The following is a 16,612-nucleotide window of genomic DNA, read 5'->3' on the forward strand; positions in this document are numbered from 1 at the left end:
TGTGAGCCCCGAACTCATCGCCGTGCTGGCGGTGATCGCGGTCGCCATGGCGTTCGACTACACGAACGGCTTCCATGACGCGGCCAACGCGATCGCCACGAGCATCTCGACCCGGGCGCTGACGCCCCGCATCGCGCTCGGCCTGGCCGCCGTCGGCAACTTCGTCGGCGCGCACTTCGGCGCCGGGGTCGCCAAGACGGTCGGCGACGGCCTGGTCACGCTCCCGACCGGAGTGCAGAGCCTCGGCGTGGTCTTCGCCGGCGTGCTCGGCGCGATCGCCTGGAACCTGATCACCTGGTACTTCGGCCTGCCGTCCTCCTCCTCGCACGCCCTCTTCGGCGGCCTGGTCGGCGCGACCCTGTTCGCCGCCGACGGCGTCGTGCAGTGGGGCAACATCGTGGAGAAGGTCATCCTCCCGATGGTGCTCTCGCCGGTGGTCGGCCTGATCCTCGGCTTCCTGGTGATGCTGGCGATCATGTGGCTGTTCCGGAAGGGGCAGCCGGGCAAGCTCAGCCGCGGCTTCCGCCTGGCGCAGACCGTGTCCGCCGCCGCCATGTCCGTCGGCCACGGCATGCAGGACGCCGCCAAGACCATGGGCATCATCGTGCTGGCGCTCTACACCGGCGGCTTCCAGGAGAGCAAGACGCACATCCCGGGCTGGGTGTTCTGGACCTCCGCGACGATGCTGGCGCTCGGCACGTACGCGGGCGGCTGGCGGATCATCCGGACCCTGGGTCGGAAGATCATCGACCTCGGCCCGGCGGAGGGCTTCGCGGCCGAGACCGTGGCCAGCGCCGTGCTCTACTTCAACGCGCTGGTGCTGAAGGCACCGATCTCCACCACGCACACGATCACCTCGGCGATCATGGGTGTGGGCGCGACCAAGCGCCTCTCCGCGGTCCGCTGGAACGTGGCCGGCAACATCGTGATCGCCTGGATCATCACGTTCCCCGCGGCGGCGGCCATCGCCTGCCTCGCCTACCTCCTCGTCCGCCCCCTGTTCTGAAGGCGGGGGCCCCGCTTAACGCTTTCGGTATAGGCGGGGGCCCTTTTTAACACCGGGTGTTAAAAAGGGCCCCCGCCTTACACGTAGGAGACGCCGATCTGGGCCTTGATGTCGTCGATCAAGGTCATCACCTCAAGCGTGGCGGCGTGCGGCACCAGCGGGCTCTCGGTCAGCCCCGCCGCCAGGCAACGCTGCACCTCGATCGCCTCGTACTGGTAGCCGCCCCCGGTCATGTCCGCCGGGATCGTCTCCGGCTCGGCGCCGGCCCGGTGCAGCACCGCCGACCCGGGCCGGAAGAACAGCTCCGGCAGGTCGATCCGGCCGGTGGTGCCGGTGATCGACGCGGTGATCGCGGTGGGGCCGACCATGCCGCAACTGAGCGTCGCCACCGCGCCGGAGTCCCAGCCCAGGACCATGCCGGTGTTCTCGTCCACCGCCTCCGGGCTCAGCTTCGCCCACGCCCGCACGTGCTGCGGCGCGCCGAGCACCAGGTGGGCCAGGCTCAACGGGTAGACCCCGAGGTCGAGCAGCGCGCCGCCGCCGAGCGCAGGATTGCGCATCCGGTGCTCGGGCGGGAACGGCCCGACCGCCCCGAAGTCCGCCCGGACATGGGTGACCGCACCGATCGCGCCGTCGGAGATCAGCTCCAGCACCCGCAGGATCAGCGGGTTCGTCCGCATCCACATGGCCTCCATGAGGAAGAGCCCGCGGGCCCGCGCCGTTTCCACCAGGTCGGTGGTGGTCGGCAGGTCGAGCGTGCACGGCTTTTCCACGAGCACGGCCTTGCCGCCGGCCAGGCAGGCCATCGCCGCCTCGTGGTGCGCGGCGTGCGGCGTGGCCACGTAGATCGCGTCCAGGTCCGGGTCCGCGGCCAGTTCGGCCCAGGAGGCGTACGCCCGCGGCACGTCGTGCTGCCGCGCGAACGCCTCGGCGCTCTCCCGGGTACGCGACCCGACCGCCACCAGCTCGGCGTCCGGCACCAGCCGCAGGTCGGCGGCGAAGGCGGCGGCGATGTGTCCGGTGGCCAGAATTCCCCAACGCGTCATTCCGGCACGTTATCCCGGCCGGCTGGGCCGCCGGCAGGGTGATCCACCGATCGGGATGTCAGGCCCGGCCGGCGACGTCCGCGACGAACGCGCGCCACGACGCCGTCGGGAAGGCAAGCGCCGGCCCGGTCGGGTCCTTCGAATCGCGTACGCCGACGACGCCGGCAAGGTTGTCGGCCACCTCGACGCAGGCCCCACCGTTGGTCGAGGAACGTGACGCCTTGCGCCACTTCGCGCCGGTCAGGTCCATGTCCTCACCCATCCCTAGTGCTGAGCGGCGACATCAGCGACGAACGCACGCCAGGCGGCCGGCGTGAAGAGCAGCGCCGGCCCGACCCGATCCTTGGAGTCCCGGACGGCGACGACATCTCCCAGACCGTCGGCAACCTCCACACAGTTCCCGCCGCTCGATCCGCTGCGCCGGGACTTCCGCCAGGTGGCGTCATTGAGATCCATGATGGTTCTGCACTTCCTTCAACAGGTCGAGGGACTGCCGACGCGGGAGGGCTTCGGTGCGGACGTTCTCCCATCGTGCCTCAAGGATATGAAGTTCATCCTGACCGTCGACGACGATGCCCCCCAGTTGATTTTCCAGGTGCCCGACCCAGCGGCCGTCCTTACCGCGAGCCAGTGCGAAGGGACCGGACAGACCGATATGGGGGCCGGCCGTCGCCGGGATCACGTGTATGTGCACGTGCGGAAGTTCGGCCACGACGATCAGGTGAGCCACCTGCTCCGCGATGACGACCGAAAACTCCTCCCCGGCACGGTGCAGCGCGGACTCATCGAGCACCACCACGACCTGCGGTGGAGTCTCGCTGGTCAGGATCCGATGGCGGCTCATGCGTCCACTCACCCGTTGGTCGACCTCCTCGGTCGACATGAGGTCGTTGAGTCGCATCACCACGCGGGCGTAGTTCTCCGTCTGAAGCAGACCCGGGATCAGCAACGGCTCGAAGAGACGGAGCTGCCGAGCGCCGCGCTCGGCGTCGAGCCAGGGCAGGAACCACGACGGCGCGCCCAGCTTCGCCACCAGCCGCTCGAAGAATCCTCCGTTGCGGAGTGCCCGGTCAGTGCCCTTGACGAAGTCCATGGTGAGGGCCCGTGAGCCGCTCTCGACCGCGCTCACATGCGAGGCGCTGAACCCCGCCGAGCGCCCGAAGGTCTCCTGGGTCATGCCTGAACTGCCTCGGGCTCGGCGGATCTCGCTCACGATGAAGTCGGCGAGAGGACTTGGCACGCCACTCATTCAGACCCTCCCAACGTGGAGATCGACTACTCACCGTCCCGCGACCACGGCTCCGGCTGGGCCAAGCCAGCCCAGCAGCCTGAGCGGCCTTCCGAGAGTAACGGTGAACACAGCAGAGTGTCACCAGGTGGCGCGGCTGGTGGAGGCGGAGCCCGGCGGTCGCGTCGCACGCGGGGGCCGCCGCCATGGTCGAGCGCCGGTGGCGGCCCCTTCCTGACCGCCCTACGAGGGGAGTGCCATGCCCGACGAGAAGCCCACACCGCCGACGAGCGCCGCGAAGGCGGTCACCCGTCTCGACCCGGATCGCCGGACCAACGTCGCGCCGGAAACGCGCTGGTCTCCGCGTACCCCCTCGGGGTGGCCCTCGGCGCACGTCGCGGACGGTCCGGCGTGGATCTGCGCGCGATGCGGCCATGACTGGCCGTGCCCGACGCTGCGGGCCGCGCCGACGGACGTCGCCCGCCGGGCGACCTTGATCCCGGAGTTTGCCCGGCTCACCCGGCGGGCCATCCGCGACCTGCGTGGCCGGGCCGACGGCCCGACGCCGCCCGAGATCGTCAAGCGCTTCCTGTGGTTCATGTCGTTGAGCGACGACGAGGCCCGGGCCGTCGCGTTGCGGCTGCGGTGAGCCGGCCGCACGTCGCCGGGCGTCCCACCTGGCGCTGCGACGCCTGCGACCGTCCGTGGCCCTGCGAGGCCGCCCGCCGGGCGCTGCTTGCCGAGTATCGCGACGACCGGGCGGCGCTCGCGATCTACCTGGCCACCCTCCTGGTGGAGGCCACCGGGCACCTCACCGACGCGGCCCGTTGGGACCGGTTCCTCGGTTGGATCCGGCCCGGACCTGCGACTCGCCAGGGAACTAGGCTCGGGCCATGACGATCGACGGCTTCGCCGCGCCCCCCGCCCTGGTGGAGCACGCCCGCCGGTTCCACGCCGAGGGCGGCGTGCCCGCGGTGCCCCGGGTCGCCGCCACCGTGCTGCTGCTCCGCCCGGCCGGCGACGACTTCGAGGTCTATCTGATCCGGCGGGTGGCGGCGATGACGTTCGGCGGCATGTACGCCTTCCCCGGCGGCGGGGTGGACCGGTCCGACTCGGAGGCGCACCTCGACTGGGCCGGGCCGGAGCCGGCGGCCTGGGGTGAGCGGTTCCGGCTCGACCCGGCGGACGCGCAGGCGGTGGTCTGCGCTGCCGCGCGCGAGGTCTTCGAGGAGGCGGGCGTGCTGCTGGCCGGCCCGCACCCCGGGGCGGTGGTCGGCGACGTGAGCGGCGACGACTGGGAGGCTGCCCGGCAGGACCTGGTCGGCCGGCGTACCGGCTTCGCCGACCTGCTGGCCGGGCGCGGGTTGACGCTCCGGTCCGACCTGCTGCTGCCCTGGACGCGGTGGATCACGCCGGAGTTCGAGCCGCGCCGCTTCGACACGTACTTCTTCGTCGCCCTGCTGCCCGAGGGGCAGCGGACCCGCGACGTCTCCGGCGAGGCCGACCTCACGCTGTGGCTGCGCCCGGCGGACGCGCTGGCCCGGGCGAGGGCGGGGGAGTTGACCATGCTGCCGCCCACCATGGTCACGCTCGCCGAGGTCGCCGCCGCCGGTGACCTCGCGGCCGTGGCCCGCGCGGCGGCGGACCGAGACCCGGGTACGCCGATCGTGCCCCGCATCGAGGGCCTGGACGGAGCCTCGCCGCGCTTCGTGCTCCGCTGAGCGGTGCTTGCGCTCGGTGGCGCGCTTGCGCTCGATGGTGCTTGCGCTCGGCGGCGTTGTTAGGCGGGGCCCCTTCCTATGCAGAAACCGTTAATAGGGGGCCCCTCCTAACACCTCAGCCGAAGCGGCCGGTGATGTAGTCCTCGGTCTTCTTCTGGGTGGGGTTGCTGAAGATCTTCTGGGTGTTGTCGTACTCGATCAGGCGGCCCGGGTCGCCGGTCTTCTCGATCGAGAAGAACGCGGTGCGGTCGGACACCCGCGCGGCCTGCTGCATGTTGTGCGTGACGATGATGATGGTGAACTTGTCCTTGAGCTGGAACATCAGGTCCTCGATGGCCAGCGTGGAGATCGGGTCCAGCGCCGAGCACGGCTCGTCCATCAGCACCACCTGCGGCTCGACCGCGATGGTGCGGGCGATGCAGAGCCGCTGCTGCTGACCGCCGGAGAGCCCGGCGCCGGGCTTGGCGAGCCGGTCCTTCACCTCGTCCCAGAGGTTCGCCGAGCGCAGCGCCTTCTCGGCCGCCTCCTCCAGGATCGACTTGCGCCGGACGCCGTTGAGCCGCAGCCCGGCCACCACGTTGTCGAAGATGCTCATGGTGGGAAACGGGTTCGGCCGCTGGAAGACCATGCCGATCATCCGGCGGACCGCGGTGACGTCCACGTCGCGGTCGTAGATGTCCTGCCCGTCGATGGTGAGGTTGCCCTCGACCCGGGCGCCGGGCAGCACCTCGTGCATCCGGTTGATCGACCGCAGGAAGGTCGACTTGCCGCAGCCGGACGGGCCGATCAGGGCGGTCACCGTCTTCGGCTCGACGGTCAGGTTGATGTTCTCAATCGCCTTGAAACCGCCGTAGTAGGCGGTGACGTTGGCGGCTTCGACGCGCTTGGCCATGGTGGCGGTACCTCCGGTGTTCATCGGCCGAGCTGGTTTCGACGGGCCAGCAACTTCGCCGCGACGGTCAGGATGAGGACGAGGGCGACGAGGGTCAGCGCCGCGGTCCACGCCCGTGCCGGCGAGTACTTCGACGCCTCGCCGGCCTGCTGGTAGACGAAGAGGGCAAGCGACGACTGGTTGTTCTCGAACGGGTTGAAGTTGATCGCCGCGCCGCCGCCGGCGACGAGCAGCACCGGCGCGGTCTCACCGGCGGCCCGCGCGACGGCGAGCATGATGCCGGTGACGATGCCGGGCAGCGCGGTCGGCAGCACGACCCGCAGGATGGTCTTCCACTTCGGCACGCCGAGGGCGTACGCGCCCTCGCGCAGTGGCGCCGGCACGAGCCGGAGCATCTCCTCGGTGGAGCGGACCACGGTGGGCAGCATGAGCACGCTCAACGCGAGCGCGGCGGCGAAGCCGGAGAAGCCCGGGCGGCCGTCGTTGAACACCGGCGAGACGATCAGCACCCAGAAGGCGAGCACGAACAGGCCGGTGACGATGGACGGGATGCCGGTCATCACGTCCACGAAGAAGCGGACGGTGAACGCGAACCGGCCCCGGCCGTACTCGACGATGTAGATCGCGCAGAGCACGCCGAGCGGGACGGTGATCAGCGTGGCGATGCCGACCTGCTCCAACGTGCCGATGATCGCGTGGTAGGCGCCGCCGTTGGCGTCCCGTGCCCCGATGTTGTTCATCGAGGTGCCGAAGAAGTCGCCGTCCAGCCGCTGGGAGCCCTTGCTGACGAGCGTCCAGACCACCGAGGCCAGCGGCAGCACGGCCAGCACGAAGGCGGAGTGGATCAGCGCGCTCCAGATCCGGTTGCGGGCCGAGCGGCGGCCCTCGACCGCGTTCGCCGCGGCGAACAGACCGGCCAGGTAGAGCAGCACGCCGAGGACCACGACCAGGACCGGGCCGCCGATGTCCGCGCCGTACACGAGGGCCGCGGCGAGCAGCAGCGCCGCGACGGCGATGGCGGGCGCGGCGTACGCCGGGAGCCGCCGGGCCCGCAGCGTGGCCGGCTGGGCCGGCGGGCGGGGACGGTGAGAGGTGAGAGTGGAGGTCATGCGGCCGACTCCGTGAACTCGCGGCGGCGGTAGATGATCGCGCGCGCGGTGATGTTGACGATCAGGGTGATCGCGAAGAGCACCAGGCCGGAGGCGATGAGGGCGCCTCGGCCGGTCTCGTTCGCCTCACCGAACCGGTTGGCGATGTTGGCCGCGATCGAGTTGCCGCCGGCCTCCAGGATGTTGAACGAGATGGCGTACGTCGATCCGAGCGTCAACGCCAGCGCGATGGTTTCGCCGAGCGCCCGGCCCAGGCCCAGCATCACCGCGGCGATCACACCCGGCCGGCCGTAGGGCAGGACCGCGGTGCGGACCATCTCCCACCGGGTGGCCCCGAGCGCGAGCGCGGCCTCCTCGTTGGCGGTCGGGGTCTGCCGGAACACCTCGCGGGAGAGCGAGGTGACGATCGGCAGCACCATGATCGCCAGCACCACCGAGCCCAGGAGGATCGAGCTGCCGTACGGGCCCTCGCCGAAGATCGGGATCCAGCCGAAGTATTTGTTGAGCCAGGCGGAGAGGTCGGTGACCGGTCCGGCGAAGTAGTCCCGGCCCCAGAGGCCGAAGACCACGCTGGGCACGGCGGCCAGCAGGTCGATGATGAAGCCCAGGCCGTTGCCGAGCCGGCGCGGGGCGTAGTGCGACAGGTAGAGGGCGATGCCCAGCGCGACCGGCACCGCCACGAGCAGCGCCAGCAGCGAGCTGAGCACGGTGCCGAAGGCGAGCGCGCCGATGCCGAACTTCGGCGGGTTGTCGTTCGGGAACCAGCCCTCGAAGGTCCAGAACGATTCGGTGTTGGCCCGCAGCGCCGGCACGGCCTTGGCGATCAGGAAGATGGCGATGGCCGCGATGATCACCAGTACGGTGGCGCCGGCGGCCAGGGTCAGGGCGCGGAACGCGCGTTCCGCGCCGAACGCGCGGGCCCGGGGCAGGCCGCCGCCTCCGCCGAGGCCGCCGTCGCCGCCTCCGCCGAAGTCGCCGCCGCCACCGAGGTCGCCGCCGGAGCGGCCCGGGTTACCGGTGGGCTCGGCCACACGCGCCGAGGCACCGGCGGGCCGCTCGTGGCTCATGGCCACGGGGGTCCCGCCGGTGCCGGCGTGCGCCGAGCGGTGAGGGGTGTCACCCATCTGCTCGCTCGCTTTGCGTTGAGAAGGTGTCGTTCAGGGCGTCAGGACAGGTTCTTGACCGCGGCCTCGACCTTGGTGCGGACCTCGTCGGGAAGCGGGGCGTAGCCCAGCTCGACCAGCTCCTGCTGGCCCTCGGCGCTGGCGGCGTGGCCGAGCAGTCCCTTGATCAGCGGCAGCTTGTCGGCGGCGATGCCCTTGCTGCAGACGATCTCGTAGGTCGCCAGGACGATCGGGTAGGCCCCGGCCTCCTTGGTGTTGTAGTCGATCGACATCTTGAGGTCGTCGCCCTGGCCCTCGAACTTGGCCCCGGCGATGGTCTTGCCGGCCGAGTCGCCGGTCAGCTCGGCGAACTCGCCGTTGCCGTTCTTGACCTTGGCCATCTTGAGGCCGGAGTTCTCGGCGTACGACCACTCGACGTAGCTGATGGTGCCGTCGGTGCTCTTGACCTTGCTGGCCACGCCGTCGGACTTGGCCGCGCCGACGCCGCCCGGAGCCTTCCACGCCTTGGAGTTCTCGAAGGTCCAGTCCGCCTCGGCGGTCTTCGACAGGTACTTGGTGAAGTTGTCGGTGGTGCCCGACTCGTCGGAGCGGTGCACCGCCTGGATCGCGGTCGACGGCAGCGTGGCGTCCGGGTTGTCGGCCTTGATCGCCGCGTCGTCCCACTTGGTCACCTTGCCGGCGAAGATCTTCGCCAGGGTGGCCGGGCTGAACTGGAGGTTGTCCGCGCCGCCGACGTTGTAGACGACCGCGACCGGGCCGATCACCATCGGCAGGTTGAGGGCCTGGCCGCTGTTGCACCGGGCGTCGGCCTTCGGCTGCTCCTCCTCCTTGAGGGCGGAGTCGGAGCCGGCGAAGTCGGCGGTGCCGGCGATGAACGCCTGGATACCGGCGCCGGAACCGCTCGGCTCGTAGTTGATCGTGGTGCCCGTGCACTTCTGCTGGTACGCCTTGATCCATTCGGCCATGGCGTTCTTCTGCGCGGAGGAGCCCTGGGCGTTCAGCGTGCCGGTGGCGCAGTCCGCCGCAGCGGAGCCGGTGGCGCCGGCGGCCGGCTCGTTGTTGTCCGAGCCGCAGGCGCTGAGACCGAGGACCGCGGTAAGAGCGAGACAGGCGATGGCGCCGTGCCGCTGGAGCTTCACTTGAAAGGTTTCCCTTCACGTCTTTGGTCAGGTCGCCCGGGGTGCCGGGGGCCGGAACTGGCCGGCTGACGTGAAAGTTAGAAGTGCCAGATGGACGGTTCGCCGGTCGGAAGTGAACGCGGGATGAACACGTCCGGCCGGTGAGATGGCCGTACGCTGAGGCGGTTCTGTCCATTTCGTGAACTGGCGACCTGCTATCGCTTTTAACGCGATTTATCCGGTCAGCCGTTACCGCGCCGAGCCTCCGGCGTGACGCTCCCGTGACCGGCCTCGCGGGCCCGGGCCGGCGCTCAGCCGAGCTGGTAGTTGACGTGCGCGGACCACCTGGCGAAGCCGAGCCGCTCGTAGAGGGCGACCGCGCGGGTGTTGCTCTCGTCGACGTAGAGCATCACCCGGTCCAGCCCGCGCCGGTCGCGCAGGTGGGCCAGGCCGGCGGCGGTGAGCGCCCGGCCCAGCCCGCCGCGGTGCGCGGACGGGTCGACGCCGAGCACGTAGACCTCGCCGATCCGGGCCGATCCGGGCCGCTCGTGCACCTTGGTCCAGTGGAAGCCGAGCAGCCGGCCGGTGGCCGACTCCACCGCGAGCAGGAAGCCGGCCGGGTCGAACCACGGCTCGGCCATCCGGACGCGCAGGTCGTCGACGGTCCACCGGCCCTGCTCGGGGTGCTCGGCGAACGCGGCGTTGTTGACCGCCAGCCAGGACTCGTCGTCGTCGCCGGGTCGGAACGCCCGCAGCTCGACGCCCTCGGGCAGGACCGGCTCGGGCAGCGCGGCGGCGAGCGGCCGGCGCAGTTGGAACAGCACCCGCGCCCGGGCGAAGCCCAGGTCGACCGCGAGCGCGGCGGCCGACGGGTGGTCGCCGTGCGCCCAGGCGCGCAGCGGCCCGGAGGCGGCGGCCAGCACGCCCCGGGCCAGCGCCCGGCCGGTGCCCCGCCGCCGGTGCGCCGGGTGCACCACCAGCTCCACGCCGACGCCCTCGGCGGGCGCGGTGGTGTCGAGGTGCGCGTACCCGGTCAGGGTGCCGTCGGCGGCCCGGGCGGTGAGGTGCACCGCGGGCGCCCCGGGGTCGCGCAGCCGCAGCAGCACGTGTTCGTCGAGCGGATCGGCGCCGTCGGCGTCGCCGGCCGCGCGCGCCAGCGCCAGCACGTCGGTGACCTCGGCCGTCGTCAGCCGCTCGGTGGGTGCGACCCGGTCGCCCGGGGCCGCCGCGTCAGGTCCGGGACCACTCGTCGGCTCGGTGCTGCTCATCCGAGTCACGGTAGCGGCCGGCGGGGCGCCGTTCCCGCCGGAGCGCGACGGCGGTCGGTGGCACTCGTCACTGGATGCCGGTGGGCAGCGGCTCCAGGACGAAGCTGCCGAGCAGCTCGGGCAGCAGCTTCTGCAACGCGGCGACGGTGCCGGAGCGGTCCCCGCCCGCGTCGTGCATGAGCACGATCGCGCCCGGCCCGGTCTGGGTGCGGACCGCCGTCTCGATGGCGGTCGCGCCCGGCGCCTTCCAGTCGGACGGGTCGACGCTCCAGTGCAGTGGCGTGAGGCCCAGGTCGGTGCAGGCCGACACCACCGGGGCGGTCCAGGCGCCGCCGGGCTGGCGGTAGTACGCGATCCGGGCGTTCGGCGCGGCGGCCAGGATCGCGTCGTTGGTCCGTTGCAGGTCCGCCCGGATCGTCGCCGTGCTGCGCTTGCCGAGGTTGACGTCGTGCTTCCAGGAGTGGTTGCACAGGGTGTGCCCCTCGGCCTCGATCGACCGGACCAGGTCCGGGTAGTTCTCGGCGTTCTCGCCGACGACGCAGAACGTGGCCTTCACGCCGTGCTCGGCGAGCAGGGCGAGCACCTGTGGCGTCCACCGGGGGTCGGGGCCGTCGTCGAAGGTCAGCGCGACCCGGGACGAGCCGGTGGTGACGTGGGCGCCGAAGGGCCCGTCACCGGCGTCCTCGGGCATGGCGGGAGCAGCGTCCGGCGCCGCGTCCGGGCTCGGCCGGGCGGTCTCCGGCGAGCCGGTGGCCGGCGGCTGGTCGGCGTAGCGCGTGGTGTCGCCGAACGCGGTCGTGCCGGCGGCCGTCGGGTGCTGCTCGGGCACCAGGCTGCGGCCCAGCGCGTACGCCGAGGCCGACAGCCCGACGAGCACCGCGGTCACGACCACCAGCACCCGCGGTGTCGAGCCGGTCATCAGCGGCACCGGCCGTTCGCCGCCCCCGTGGTCACCGCGCACACGTGCATCCCCCCTAGATCCTGATAAACCAGGCAGTCAGGATAGGGCGGAACTATGTGGCAAATAGGGCATACGGGGAAAATGTCCCCTGCGGGGGGTGCGGACCGGTCAGACCGGCAGCGGGGCGGGCTCCGTCTCCGGCAGCGAACGCGACGGCGGCACGACGAACTTGTAGCCGACCTGACGGACCGTGCCGATCATCGACTCGTACTCCGAGCCGAGCTTGGCGCGCAGCCGCCGGACGTGCACGTCGACCGTGCGGGTGCCACCGAAGTAGTCGTAGCCCCAGACCTCACGCAGCAACTGGTCCCGGGTGAACACCCGGCCCGGGTGCTGGGCGAGGAACTTCAACAGCTCGAACTCCTTGTACGTGAGGTCGAGCGGCCGGCCCTTCAGCTTGGCGGCGTAGGTGTCCGGGTCGATGTTCAGCTCACCGGCCCGGATCGAGCCACCGGCGCCGGCCACCGCGTTGCTCAACCGGCCGACGGCGAGTCGCAGGCGGGCCTCCACCTCGGCCGGGCCGGCCCCGGCGAGGATCACGTCGTCCACACCCCAGTCGGCGTTCAGCGCGATCAGGCCGGCCTCGGTCACTACCGCGACCAGCGGCACGCCGAGCCCGGTGGCGTGCAGCATCCGACAGGTGGCACGCGCCTCGCTCAACTCGGAACGGGCGTCCACCAGGACGGCGTCCGGCGTCGGGCCGGAGACAAGCGTGCGCACGTCGCGGGGCGCGGTGCGCACCGAGTGCGGCAGCAGGTCGAGCGCCGGCAGCACCGCCGACGGCTCACCCGCACGTGCGGTCACGAGCAGCAGGAGCTCCACGATCACCTCCGTCCCGGCGGCCCTACGGCCGCGCGCGACCAGCGGCACGCCCGGGCGGGGGCGGCGCTGTGAACTTGCGTGGGTCCCGGCGTCGCTGACGGGCGGGGTAACGGCTTGAGCGTAACCGATGGCCTCGCCGTCACCTTCGCGGCTTTTCCCGTTTGCCCTTTCTGCCCCCGATCGCGGCCAAGGTTTTAACGTTGCCGAAACCGTGACCCCCGCCGGACCGCCCGGGTCTGGCACGATCGGGGCGTGTTTCCCTCCACCTCACGCGACGCCGCTCGCGAACCGTGGGCCGATGACCCGCCCGCCGGGCCGTCCGGCCCCGCCCGTGGCTACCCGCCCGCCCCACGCACCGGGCCGGCCGAGGCGGAGGAGGAGCGGCCCGAGCGGAAGGGGCCACGCCGGCTCCGCAAGGGCGGCCAGGGCCGGCGTCCCGACCCCGAGTCGGAGGAGACGCCCGAGGAGGAGGTCCCGTCGGTCCCCTTCCGGCGTCCGCTGGCGCTGACCGTGGCCGGCTTCGCCGCGCTGCTCGGCGTGGGCCTGGTGCTCGGGGCGCAGACCGCCGGCCCCGGGCACCGGCTGCCCTTCGCGGCCATCGTCTTCGGCGTCCAGCTCCTCTACGTGCTCGCCTGGACCATGGCCATGCGACCGCCCGCGCTGCTCGTCGTGGCGCTTGTCAGCGCCGGTACGGCGGCGATCGCCGACACCGCCGCCGTGCAGACCGACGTCGCCGGCCTGGCCCCCCTCGGGTACGCCGCGGTGGCCGGGTTCGTGCTCGGCGTGCTGGGCCAGCTCGTCCGCCGGGTGGACCGGGTCCGGGTGACCGACTCGCTCGGCGGCACCCTGCTCATCGTGATCGGGGTGGTCGCCTTCGCCTCGCTGATCGTGCTCAGCCGGATACCCAAGGGCACCCAGGCGATCACGGTCTGCCTCAGCGCCGCCGGGGTGGCCCTGCTGGTGGCGCGGTTGACCGACGCGATCGCGCCGTGGCCGCGGCTCGCCCCGCAGGTGCCCCGGGGCGCCGCCGGAGTGGTGGCGGGCGCCATGATCGGCACGCTCACCAGCGCCGTGCTCGGCAGCTACCTGGTCGGCTTCACCCCGACCAGCGCCGCCCTGGTCGGGGTGGTCACCGCGGCCACCGCTGTCCTCGCCGACCTGGCCGTGGGATACGCCGAGGCGGGCCGGCTGATGGCCGGTGAGCTGCCGACCATGTGGGTGGCCCGGCACATGCAGGGGCCGCTCGGCGGCTTCGCGCTCGCCGCGCCTGCCGCGTACGCCATGTGCGTGCTCTTCCTCTGACCCGCCCGGTTGGGGAATCCGCGCCCCGGGTAAGTACGGTTGCGCCGCGAGACGCGGTGACGGCGGCGAGGACTGGAGGCGACGTGGCAGAGGCGTACCCGGCAGAGGACCGGCCCCGTCGCCGGGGCCGCAAGGTGCTGATCGGTTTCGTCGTCCTGCTGCTGGTGCTGGCCGGGCTGCTCGTCGTCGCCGACCGGGTGGCCGCCGGGGTGGCCGAGCGGGCGATCGCCGACCAGGTGCGGCAGGAACTCGCCAAGCAGGACGCGCAGTCCGCCGCGCCCAAGGTGGAGGTCGGCGGCTTCCCGTTCCTCAACCAGGTCCTGGCCGGGAAGTACGAGCGCATCTCGATCCAGTTGACCGACGTCAAGGGCAACGTGCAAGGCGGCACGGTCGACGTGCCGCGCCTGGACGTGGACGCCCGCGACGTGACCGCATCTCTCGACACGATCCGCTCCGGCCGGGGCGACGTGGTGGCCGAGAGCGTCGACGGGCGGGGCACCGTCACCTACGACAGCCTGGCGAAGCTGCTGAACCGGCCGGGCCTGAAGCTGGCCGAGCGGGACGGCCGGCTGGCCGTCACCGCCCCGGTGGACATCCTCGGCATCAAGCTGACCGTCAACGGCACCGCCGACCTGACCGTGAACGACGGCAAGGTGGCCCTGCGCTTCAACGACCTCACCGCCGAGGGGCTGCCGAACGTGGCGCCGGCGCGGACGCTGCTGTCCAACTACGCCAAGAGCATCTCGATCGACGTGCCGCTGCCGGAGCTGCCGTTCCAGCTCAACCTGCGCAAGGTGGAACCGACGCCGGAGGGCCTGGTGATCGAAGCGGACGCCGCGAACGTGCCGATCAACTCGGCCGGCTGAAAGCCGGCCCGCCTGATCGGCTCAGTCGACCGTCCGCTTCTTCGAGTCTCGCATGCTGGTCGGACCGGTGGCGCATGCCCGTCCGGCTGGTAGTGTCGCTGCCCATGGGGACCCACCTCACCAAACGGCGCGCGGTCGACCTGTGCCGCGTGGCCACCTGCCTGTGTCGCCCCGTCATCTGACGGCGGGGCTGTCTCCGGCCGCCTAGCGGCCATCGGCACCAAGGGTTCGCAGCATCCCCCGAACGCCCGGCAGCGGCGCCGTCGCACGTACCCGTGATCCGTTTCCAGCCTGGGTCCCGCGCGTGGTGCGACAACCACCGACTTCGATCTCCGCGCGCAGGCTCACCACCCATCCTCACCAGGGAGTGATCTGATGAGTCGCGACACCGCACTCGTCTCGGCCGAGTGGGCCGAGAAGAACCTCGACGCCCCGGGCGTCGTCTTCGTCGAGGTCGACGAGGACACCTCGGCCTACGACACCGGCCACATCGCCGGCGCGATCAAGCTCGACTGGAAGACCGACCTCCAGGACCAGGTCCGCCGCGACTTCGTCAACCAGGAGCAGTTCGCCGCGCTCCTCTCCGAGCGGGGCATCGGCAACGACGACACCGTCGTCCTCTACGGCGGCAACAACAACTGGTTCGCCGCGTACGCGTACTGGTACTTCAAGCTCTACGGCCACCGCGACGTCAAGCTGCTCGACGGTGGCCGCAAGAAGTGGGAGCTGGACGCCCGTCCGCTCGTCACCGACGCGGTGCAGCGGCCGGCGACGCAGTACGTCGCGCAGACGCCGGACACCTCGATCCGCGCGTTCCGCGACGAGGTGGTCGACGCCATCGGCACCAAGAACCTGGTCGACGTGCGCAGTCCCGACGAGTACGCCGGTCGGCTGCTCGCCCCGGCCCACCTCCCGCAGGAGCAGGCGCAGCGGGCCGGCCACGTGCCGACCGCGATCAGCGTGCCGTGGTCCAAGGCGGCGAACGAGGACGGCACGTTCAAGTCCGACGACGAGCTGCGCAAGATCTACGCCGACGCCGGGTTGGACGACGGCCGGGAGACCATCGCCTACTGCCGGATCGGCGAGCGTTCCTCGCACACCTGGTTCGTGCTCCAGGAGCTGCTCGGGCACCAGAACGTGAAGAACTACGACGGATCGTGGACCGAGTACGGCTCGCTCGTCGGCGTGCCGGTGGCGCTCGGCGACGAGCCCGGGGAGGCGTGACCATGGCGACCGCTCCGATCGCTCCGACCGCTGCCGGCTGCGCCGCGCCGGACCAGGCCGCGCCGCTCCCGGCCAGCCTGGACCTGGAGAAGGAAACCGTCATCACCGGGCAGGTGCTGGCCGAGTCCGGCGAGGTCGTGCCGGGGGCGTACGTCCGGCTGCTCGACTCGACCGGCGAGTTCACCGCCGAGGTGGTGACGTCCGGGGCCGGCCAGTTCCGGTTCTTCGCCGCGCCGGGTTCGTGGACGCTGCGGGCGCTCTCCCGGCACGGCAACGGCGAAACCCCGGTGACCGCCGCCCGCGGCATCAACGAGGTCACCGTCACCGTCAAGGCGTAAGGCGGGGCCCCCGCTTAACGCCTGCGGTATAGGCGGGGCCCCCGCTTAACACCTCCGCATCGCGCGCATCGGCTCGGGCCGGCCGCCCCGTCCAGGGGTGGCCGGCCCGAGCCGTCGTGGGCCGCCGGCTCAGGACGTGCAGCCGCCCGGATGGTCCACCCGCCGTACGCAGCGGCGTCGTCCACCGAGTCGCCGGTCGCAGAAGATCTGGTGCTGCGGGTCGGACGTGCCCTCCTCGGACACCGTCGTCTCACCGAGCACCAACTCCGGCAGGAACGCCAGCGACCGGCCGATCGCGCGGGCCAGCCGCCGCGCGCCCGGCAGGTCGTCGGCGGCGACGGTCAGGTGTACGACGTACCGCTCGCGGTCGGTCGCGGCGCTCACCGGTGCACCGTTCGAGAACCACGCCGGGACTGCCGGTCGGGCGGACGGAACAACCAGGGCACGATGGGGACCACCTTTCGCGAGAACAGCCGGGTCGCTGCCGTGGAAGGTGGCCGGGGCGGGCATGTCCCTTCCGACTCCGACACCCGCCCCGACCGGGGAAGAGCCCTGCTCGTTGCCACGCGAGGAGCGCTCGTCGCCCA

General features: G+C 71.8%; 21 protein-coding genes. 9 read left to right on the forward strand and 12 right to left on the reverse strand.

The window, feature by feature from the left end:
* The first annotated feature begins 1 nt into the window (after position 1).
* Positions 2 to 1,006: an inorganic phosphate transporter gene (locus O7602_RS01240; protein WP_281586414.1), complete on the forward strand. Its 1,005-nt coding sequence runs from the start codon at positions 2 to 4 to the stop codon at positions 1,004 to 1,006.
* A 77-nt stretch (positions 1,007 to 1,083) separates the two neighbouring features.
* On the opposite strand, the gene O7602_RS01245 is transcribed toward O7602_RS01240, so the two are convergent.
* Genes O7602_RS01245 through O7602_RS01260 form a run of 4 tightly spaced genes read right to left on the reverse strand, consistent with a single transcriptional unit; the run spans position 1,084 to position 3,301 of the window.
* Positions 1,084 to 2,052 carry a Gfo/Idh/MocA family oxidoreductase gene (locus O7602_RS01245; protein ID WP_281586415.1) on the reverse strand — a complete coding sequence of 323 codons (969 nt, stop codon included), beginning with the start codon at positions 2,050 to 2,052 and terminating at the stop codon, positions 1,084 to 1,086.
* A 58-nt stretch (positions 2,053 to 2,110) separates the two neighbouring features.
* A complete protein-coding gene (locus O7602_RS01250) occupies positions 2,111 to 2,302 on the reverse strand; it encodes a DUF397 domain-containing protein (protein WP_281590052.1) in 192 nt (63 codons plus the stop codon).
* Positions 2,303 to 2,316: 14 nt separating this feature from the next.
* Complete coding sequence (locus O7602_RS01255) at positions 2,317 to 2,508, reverse strand: DUF397 domain-containing protein (RefSeq protein WP_281586416.1); 192 nt, start codon at positions 2,506 to 2,508, stop codon at positions 2,317 to 2,319.
* Complete coding sequence (locus O7602_RS01260; protein WP_281586417.1) at positions 2,495 to 3,301, reverse strand: helix-turn-helix transcriptional regulator; 807 nt, start codon at positions 3,299 to 3,301, stop codon at positions 2,495 to 2,497. The genes O7602_RS01255 and O7602_RS01260 overlap by 14 nt, the downstream gene beginning before the upstream one ends.
* A 238-nt stretch (positions 3,302 to 3,539) precedes the next feature.
* Here O7602_RS01260 and O7602_RS01265 point away from each other — a divergent pair, with 238 nt between their 5' ends.
* From O7602_RS01265 to O7602_RS01275, 3 genes are read left to right on the forward strand one after another with little or no spacing between them, the layout of a single operon-like run.
* Entirely contained in the window at positions 3,540 to 3,929 is a 390-nt protein-coding gene (locus O7602_RS01265) for a hypothetical protein (protein ID WP_281586418.1), read from the forward strand.
* Positions 3,926 to 4,177: a flavin reductase gene (locus tag O7602_RS01270; protein WP_281586419.1), complete on the forward strand. Its 252-nt coding sequence runs from the start codon at positions 3,926 to 3,928 to the stop codon at positions 4,175 to 4,177. The genes O7602_RS01265 and O7602_RS01270 overlap by 4 nt, the downstream gene beginning before the upstream one ends.
* Positions 4,174 to 5,001: an NUDIX domain-containing protein gene (locus tag O7602_RS01275; protein WP_281586420.1), complete on the forward strand. Its 828-nt coding sequence runs from the start codon at positions 4,174 to 4,176 to the stop codon at positions 4,999 to 5,001. The genes O7602_RS01270 and O7602_RS01275 overlap by 4 nt, the downstream gene beginning before the upstream one ends.
* 115 nt (positions 5,002 to 5,116) lie before the next feature.
* Here O7602_RS01275 and pstB read toward each other — a convergent pair whose 3' ends face one another.
* From pstB to O7602_RS01310, 7 genes are all read right to left on the reverse strand, one after another.
* A complete protein-coding gene (gene pstB, locus O7602_RS01280; RefSeq protein WP_281590054.1) occupies positions 5,117 to 5,893 on the reverse strand; it encodes a phosphate ABC transporter ATP-binding protein PstB in 777 nt (258 codons plus the stop codon).
* Between the two features lie 20 nt (positions 5,894 to 5,913).
* Positions 5,914 to 7,002, reverse strand: coding sequence for a phosphate ABC transporter permease PstA (gene pstA, locus O7602_RS01285; protein ID WP_281586421.1), 1,089 nt, complete (start codon positions 7,000 to 7,002; stop codon positions 5,914 to 5,916).
* Positions 6,999 to 8,126, reverse strand: coding sequence for a phosphate ABC transporter permease subunit PstC (gene pstC, locus O7602_RS01290; RefSeq protein WP_281586422.1), 1,128 nt, complete (start codon positions 8,124 to 8,126; stop codon positions 6,999 to 7,001). Before pstC ends, pstA begins: the two co-directional genes overlap by 4 nt.
* 41 nt (positions 8,127 to 8,167) lie before the next feature.
* Positions 8,168 to 9,265 (reverse strand): phosphate ABC transporter substrate-binding protein PstS, encoded by a 1,098-nt coding sequence (gene pstS, locus O7602_RS01295; protein WP_281586423.1) that lies wholly within the window; start codon positions 9,263 to 9,265, stop codon positions 8,168 to 8,170.
* Positions 9,266 to 9,555: 290 nt separating this feature from the next.
* Positions 9,556 to 10,512 (reverse strand): mycothiol synthase, encoded by a 957-nt coding sequence (gene mshD, locus O7602_RS01300; RefSeq protein WP_281586424.1) that lies wholly within the window; start codon positions 10,510 to 10,512, stop codon positions 9,556 to 9,558.
* A gap of 67 nt (positions 10,513 to 10,579) precedes the next feature.
* Positions 10,580 to 11,431, reverse strand: coding sequence for a polysaccharide deacetylase family protein (locus O7602_RS01305; protein ID WP_281586425.1), 852 nt, complete (start codon positions 11,429 to 11,431; stop codon positions 10,580 to 10,582).
* Positions 11,432 to 11,581: 150 nt separating this feature from the next.
* Entirely contained in the window at positions 11,582 to 12,301 is a 720-nt protein-coding gene (locus tag O7602_RS01310; RefSeq protein WP_281586426.1) for a response regulator transcription factor, read from the reverse strand.
* Between the two features lie 246 nt (positions 12,302 to 12,547).
* Between O7602_RS01310 and O7602_RS01315 the strand changes: the two genes are divergently transcribed.
* The 5 genes from O7602_RS01315 (at position 12,548) to O7602_RS01330 (ending at position 16,025) form a co-directional block, all read left to right on the forward strand.
* The gene (locus O7602_RS01315; protein WP_281586427.1) at positions 12,548 to 13,597 is read left to right on the forward strand and encodes a hypothetical protein; all 1,050 of its coding nucleotides are present in this window, start codon (positions 12,548 to 12,550) and stop codon (positions 13,595 to 13,597) included.
* Positions 13,598 to 13,680: 83 nt separating this feature from the next.
* Positions 13,681 to 14,463: a DUF2993 domain-containing protein gene (locus O7602_RS01320; RefSeq protein WP_281586428.1), complete on the forward strand. Its 783-nt coding sequence runs from the start codon at positions 13,681 to 13,683 to the stop codon at positions 14,461 to 14,463.
* Between the two features lie 104 nt (positions 14,464 to 14,567).
* Positions 14,568 to 14,645: an Ms5788A family Cys-rich leader peptide gene (locus O7602_RS30935; RefSeq protein ID WP_310503780.1), complete on the forward strand. Its 78-nt coding sequence runs from the start codon at positions 14,568 to 14,570 to the stop codon at positions 14,643 to 14,645.
* A 193-nt stretch (positions 14,646 to 14,838) separates the two neighbouring features.
* A complete protein-coding gene (locus O7602_RS01325) occupies positions 14,839 to 15,687 on the forward strand; it encodes a sulfurtransferase (RefSeq protein ID WP_281586429.1) in 849 nt (282 codons plus the stop codon).
* Between the two features lie 2 nt (positions 15,688 to 15,689).
* Positions 15,690 to 16,025, forward strand: a complete 336-nt coding sequence (locus O7602_RS01330) for a DUF1416 domain-containing protein (RefSeq protein WP_281586430.1) — start codon at positions 15,690 to 15,692, stop codon at positions 16,023 to 16,025.
* Between the two features lie 129 nt (positions 16,026 to 16,154).
* Here O7602_RS01330 and O7602_RS01335 read toward each other — a convergent pair whose 3' ends face one another.
* Positions 16,155 to 16,409, reverse strand: a complete 255-nt coding sequence (locus O7602_RS01335) for a hypothetical protein (protein ID WP_281586431.1) — start codon at positions 16,407 to 16,409, stop codon at positions 16,155 to 16,157.
* Positions 16,410 to 16,612: the final 203 nt, after the last annotated feature.

The sequence above is a fragment of the Micromonospora sp. WMMD1128 genome, assembly GCF_027497235.1.
Lineage (GTDB): Bacteria > Actinomycetota > Actinomycetes > Mycobacteriales > Micromonosporaceae > Micromonospora.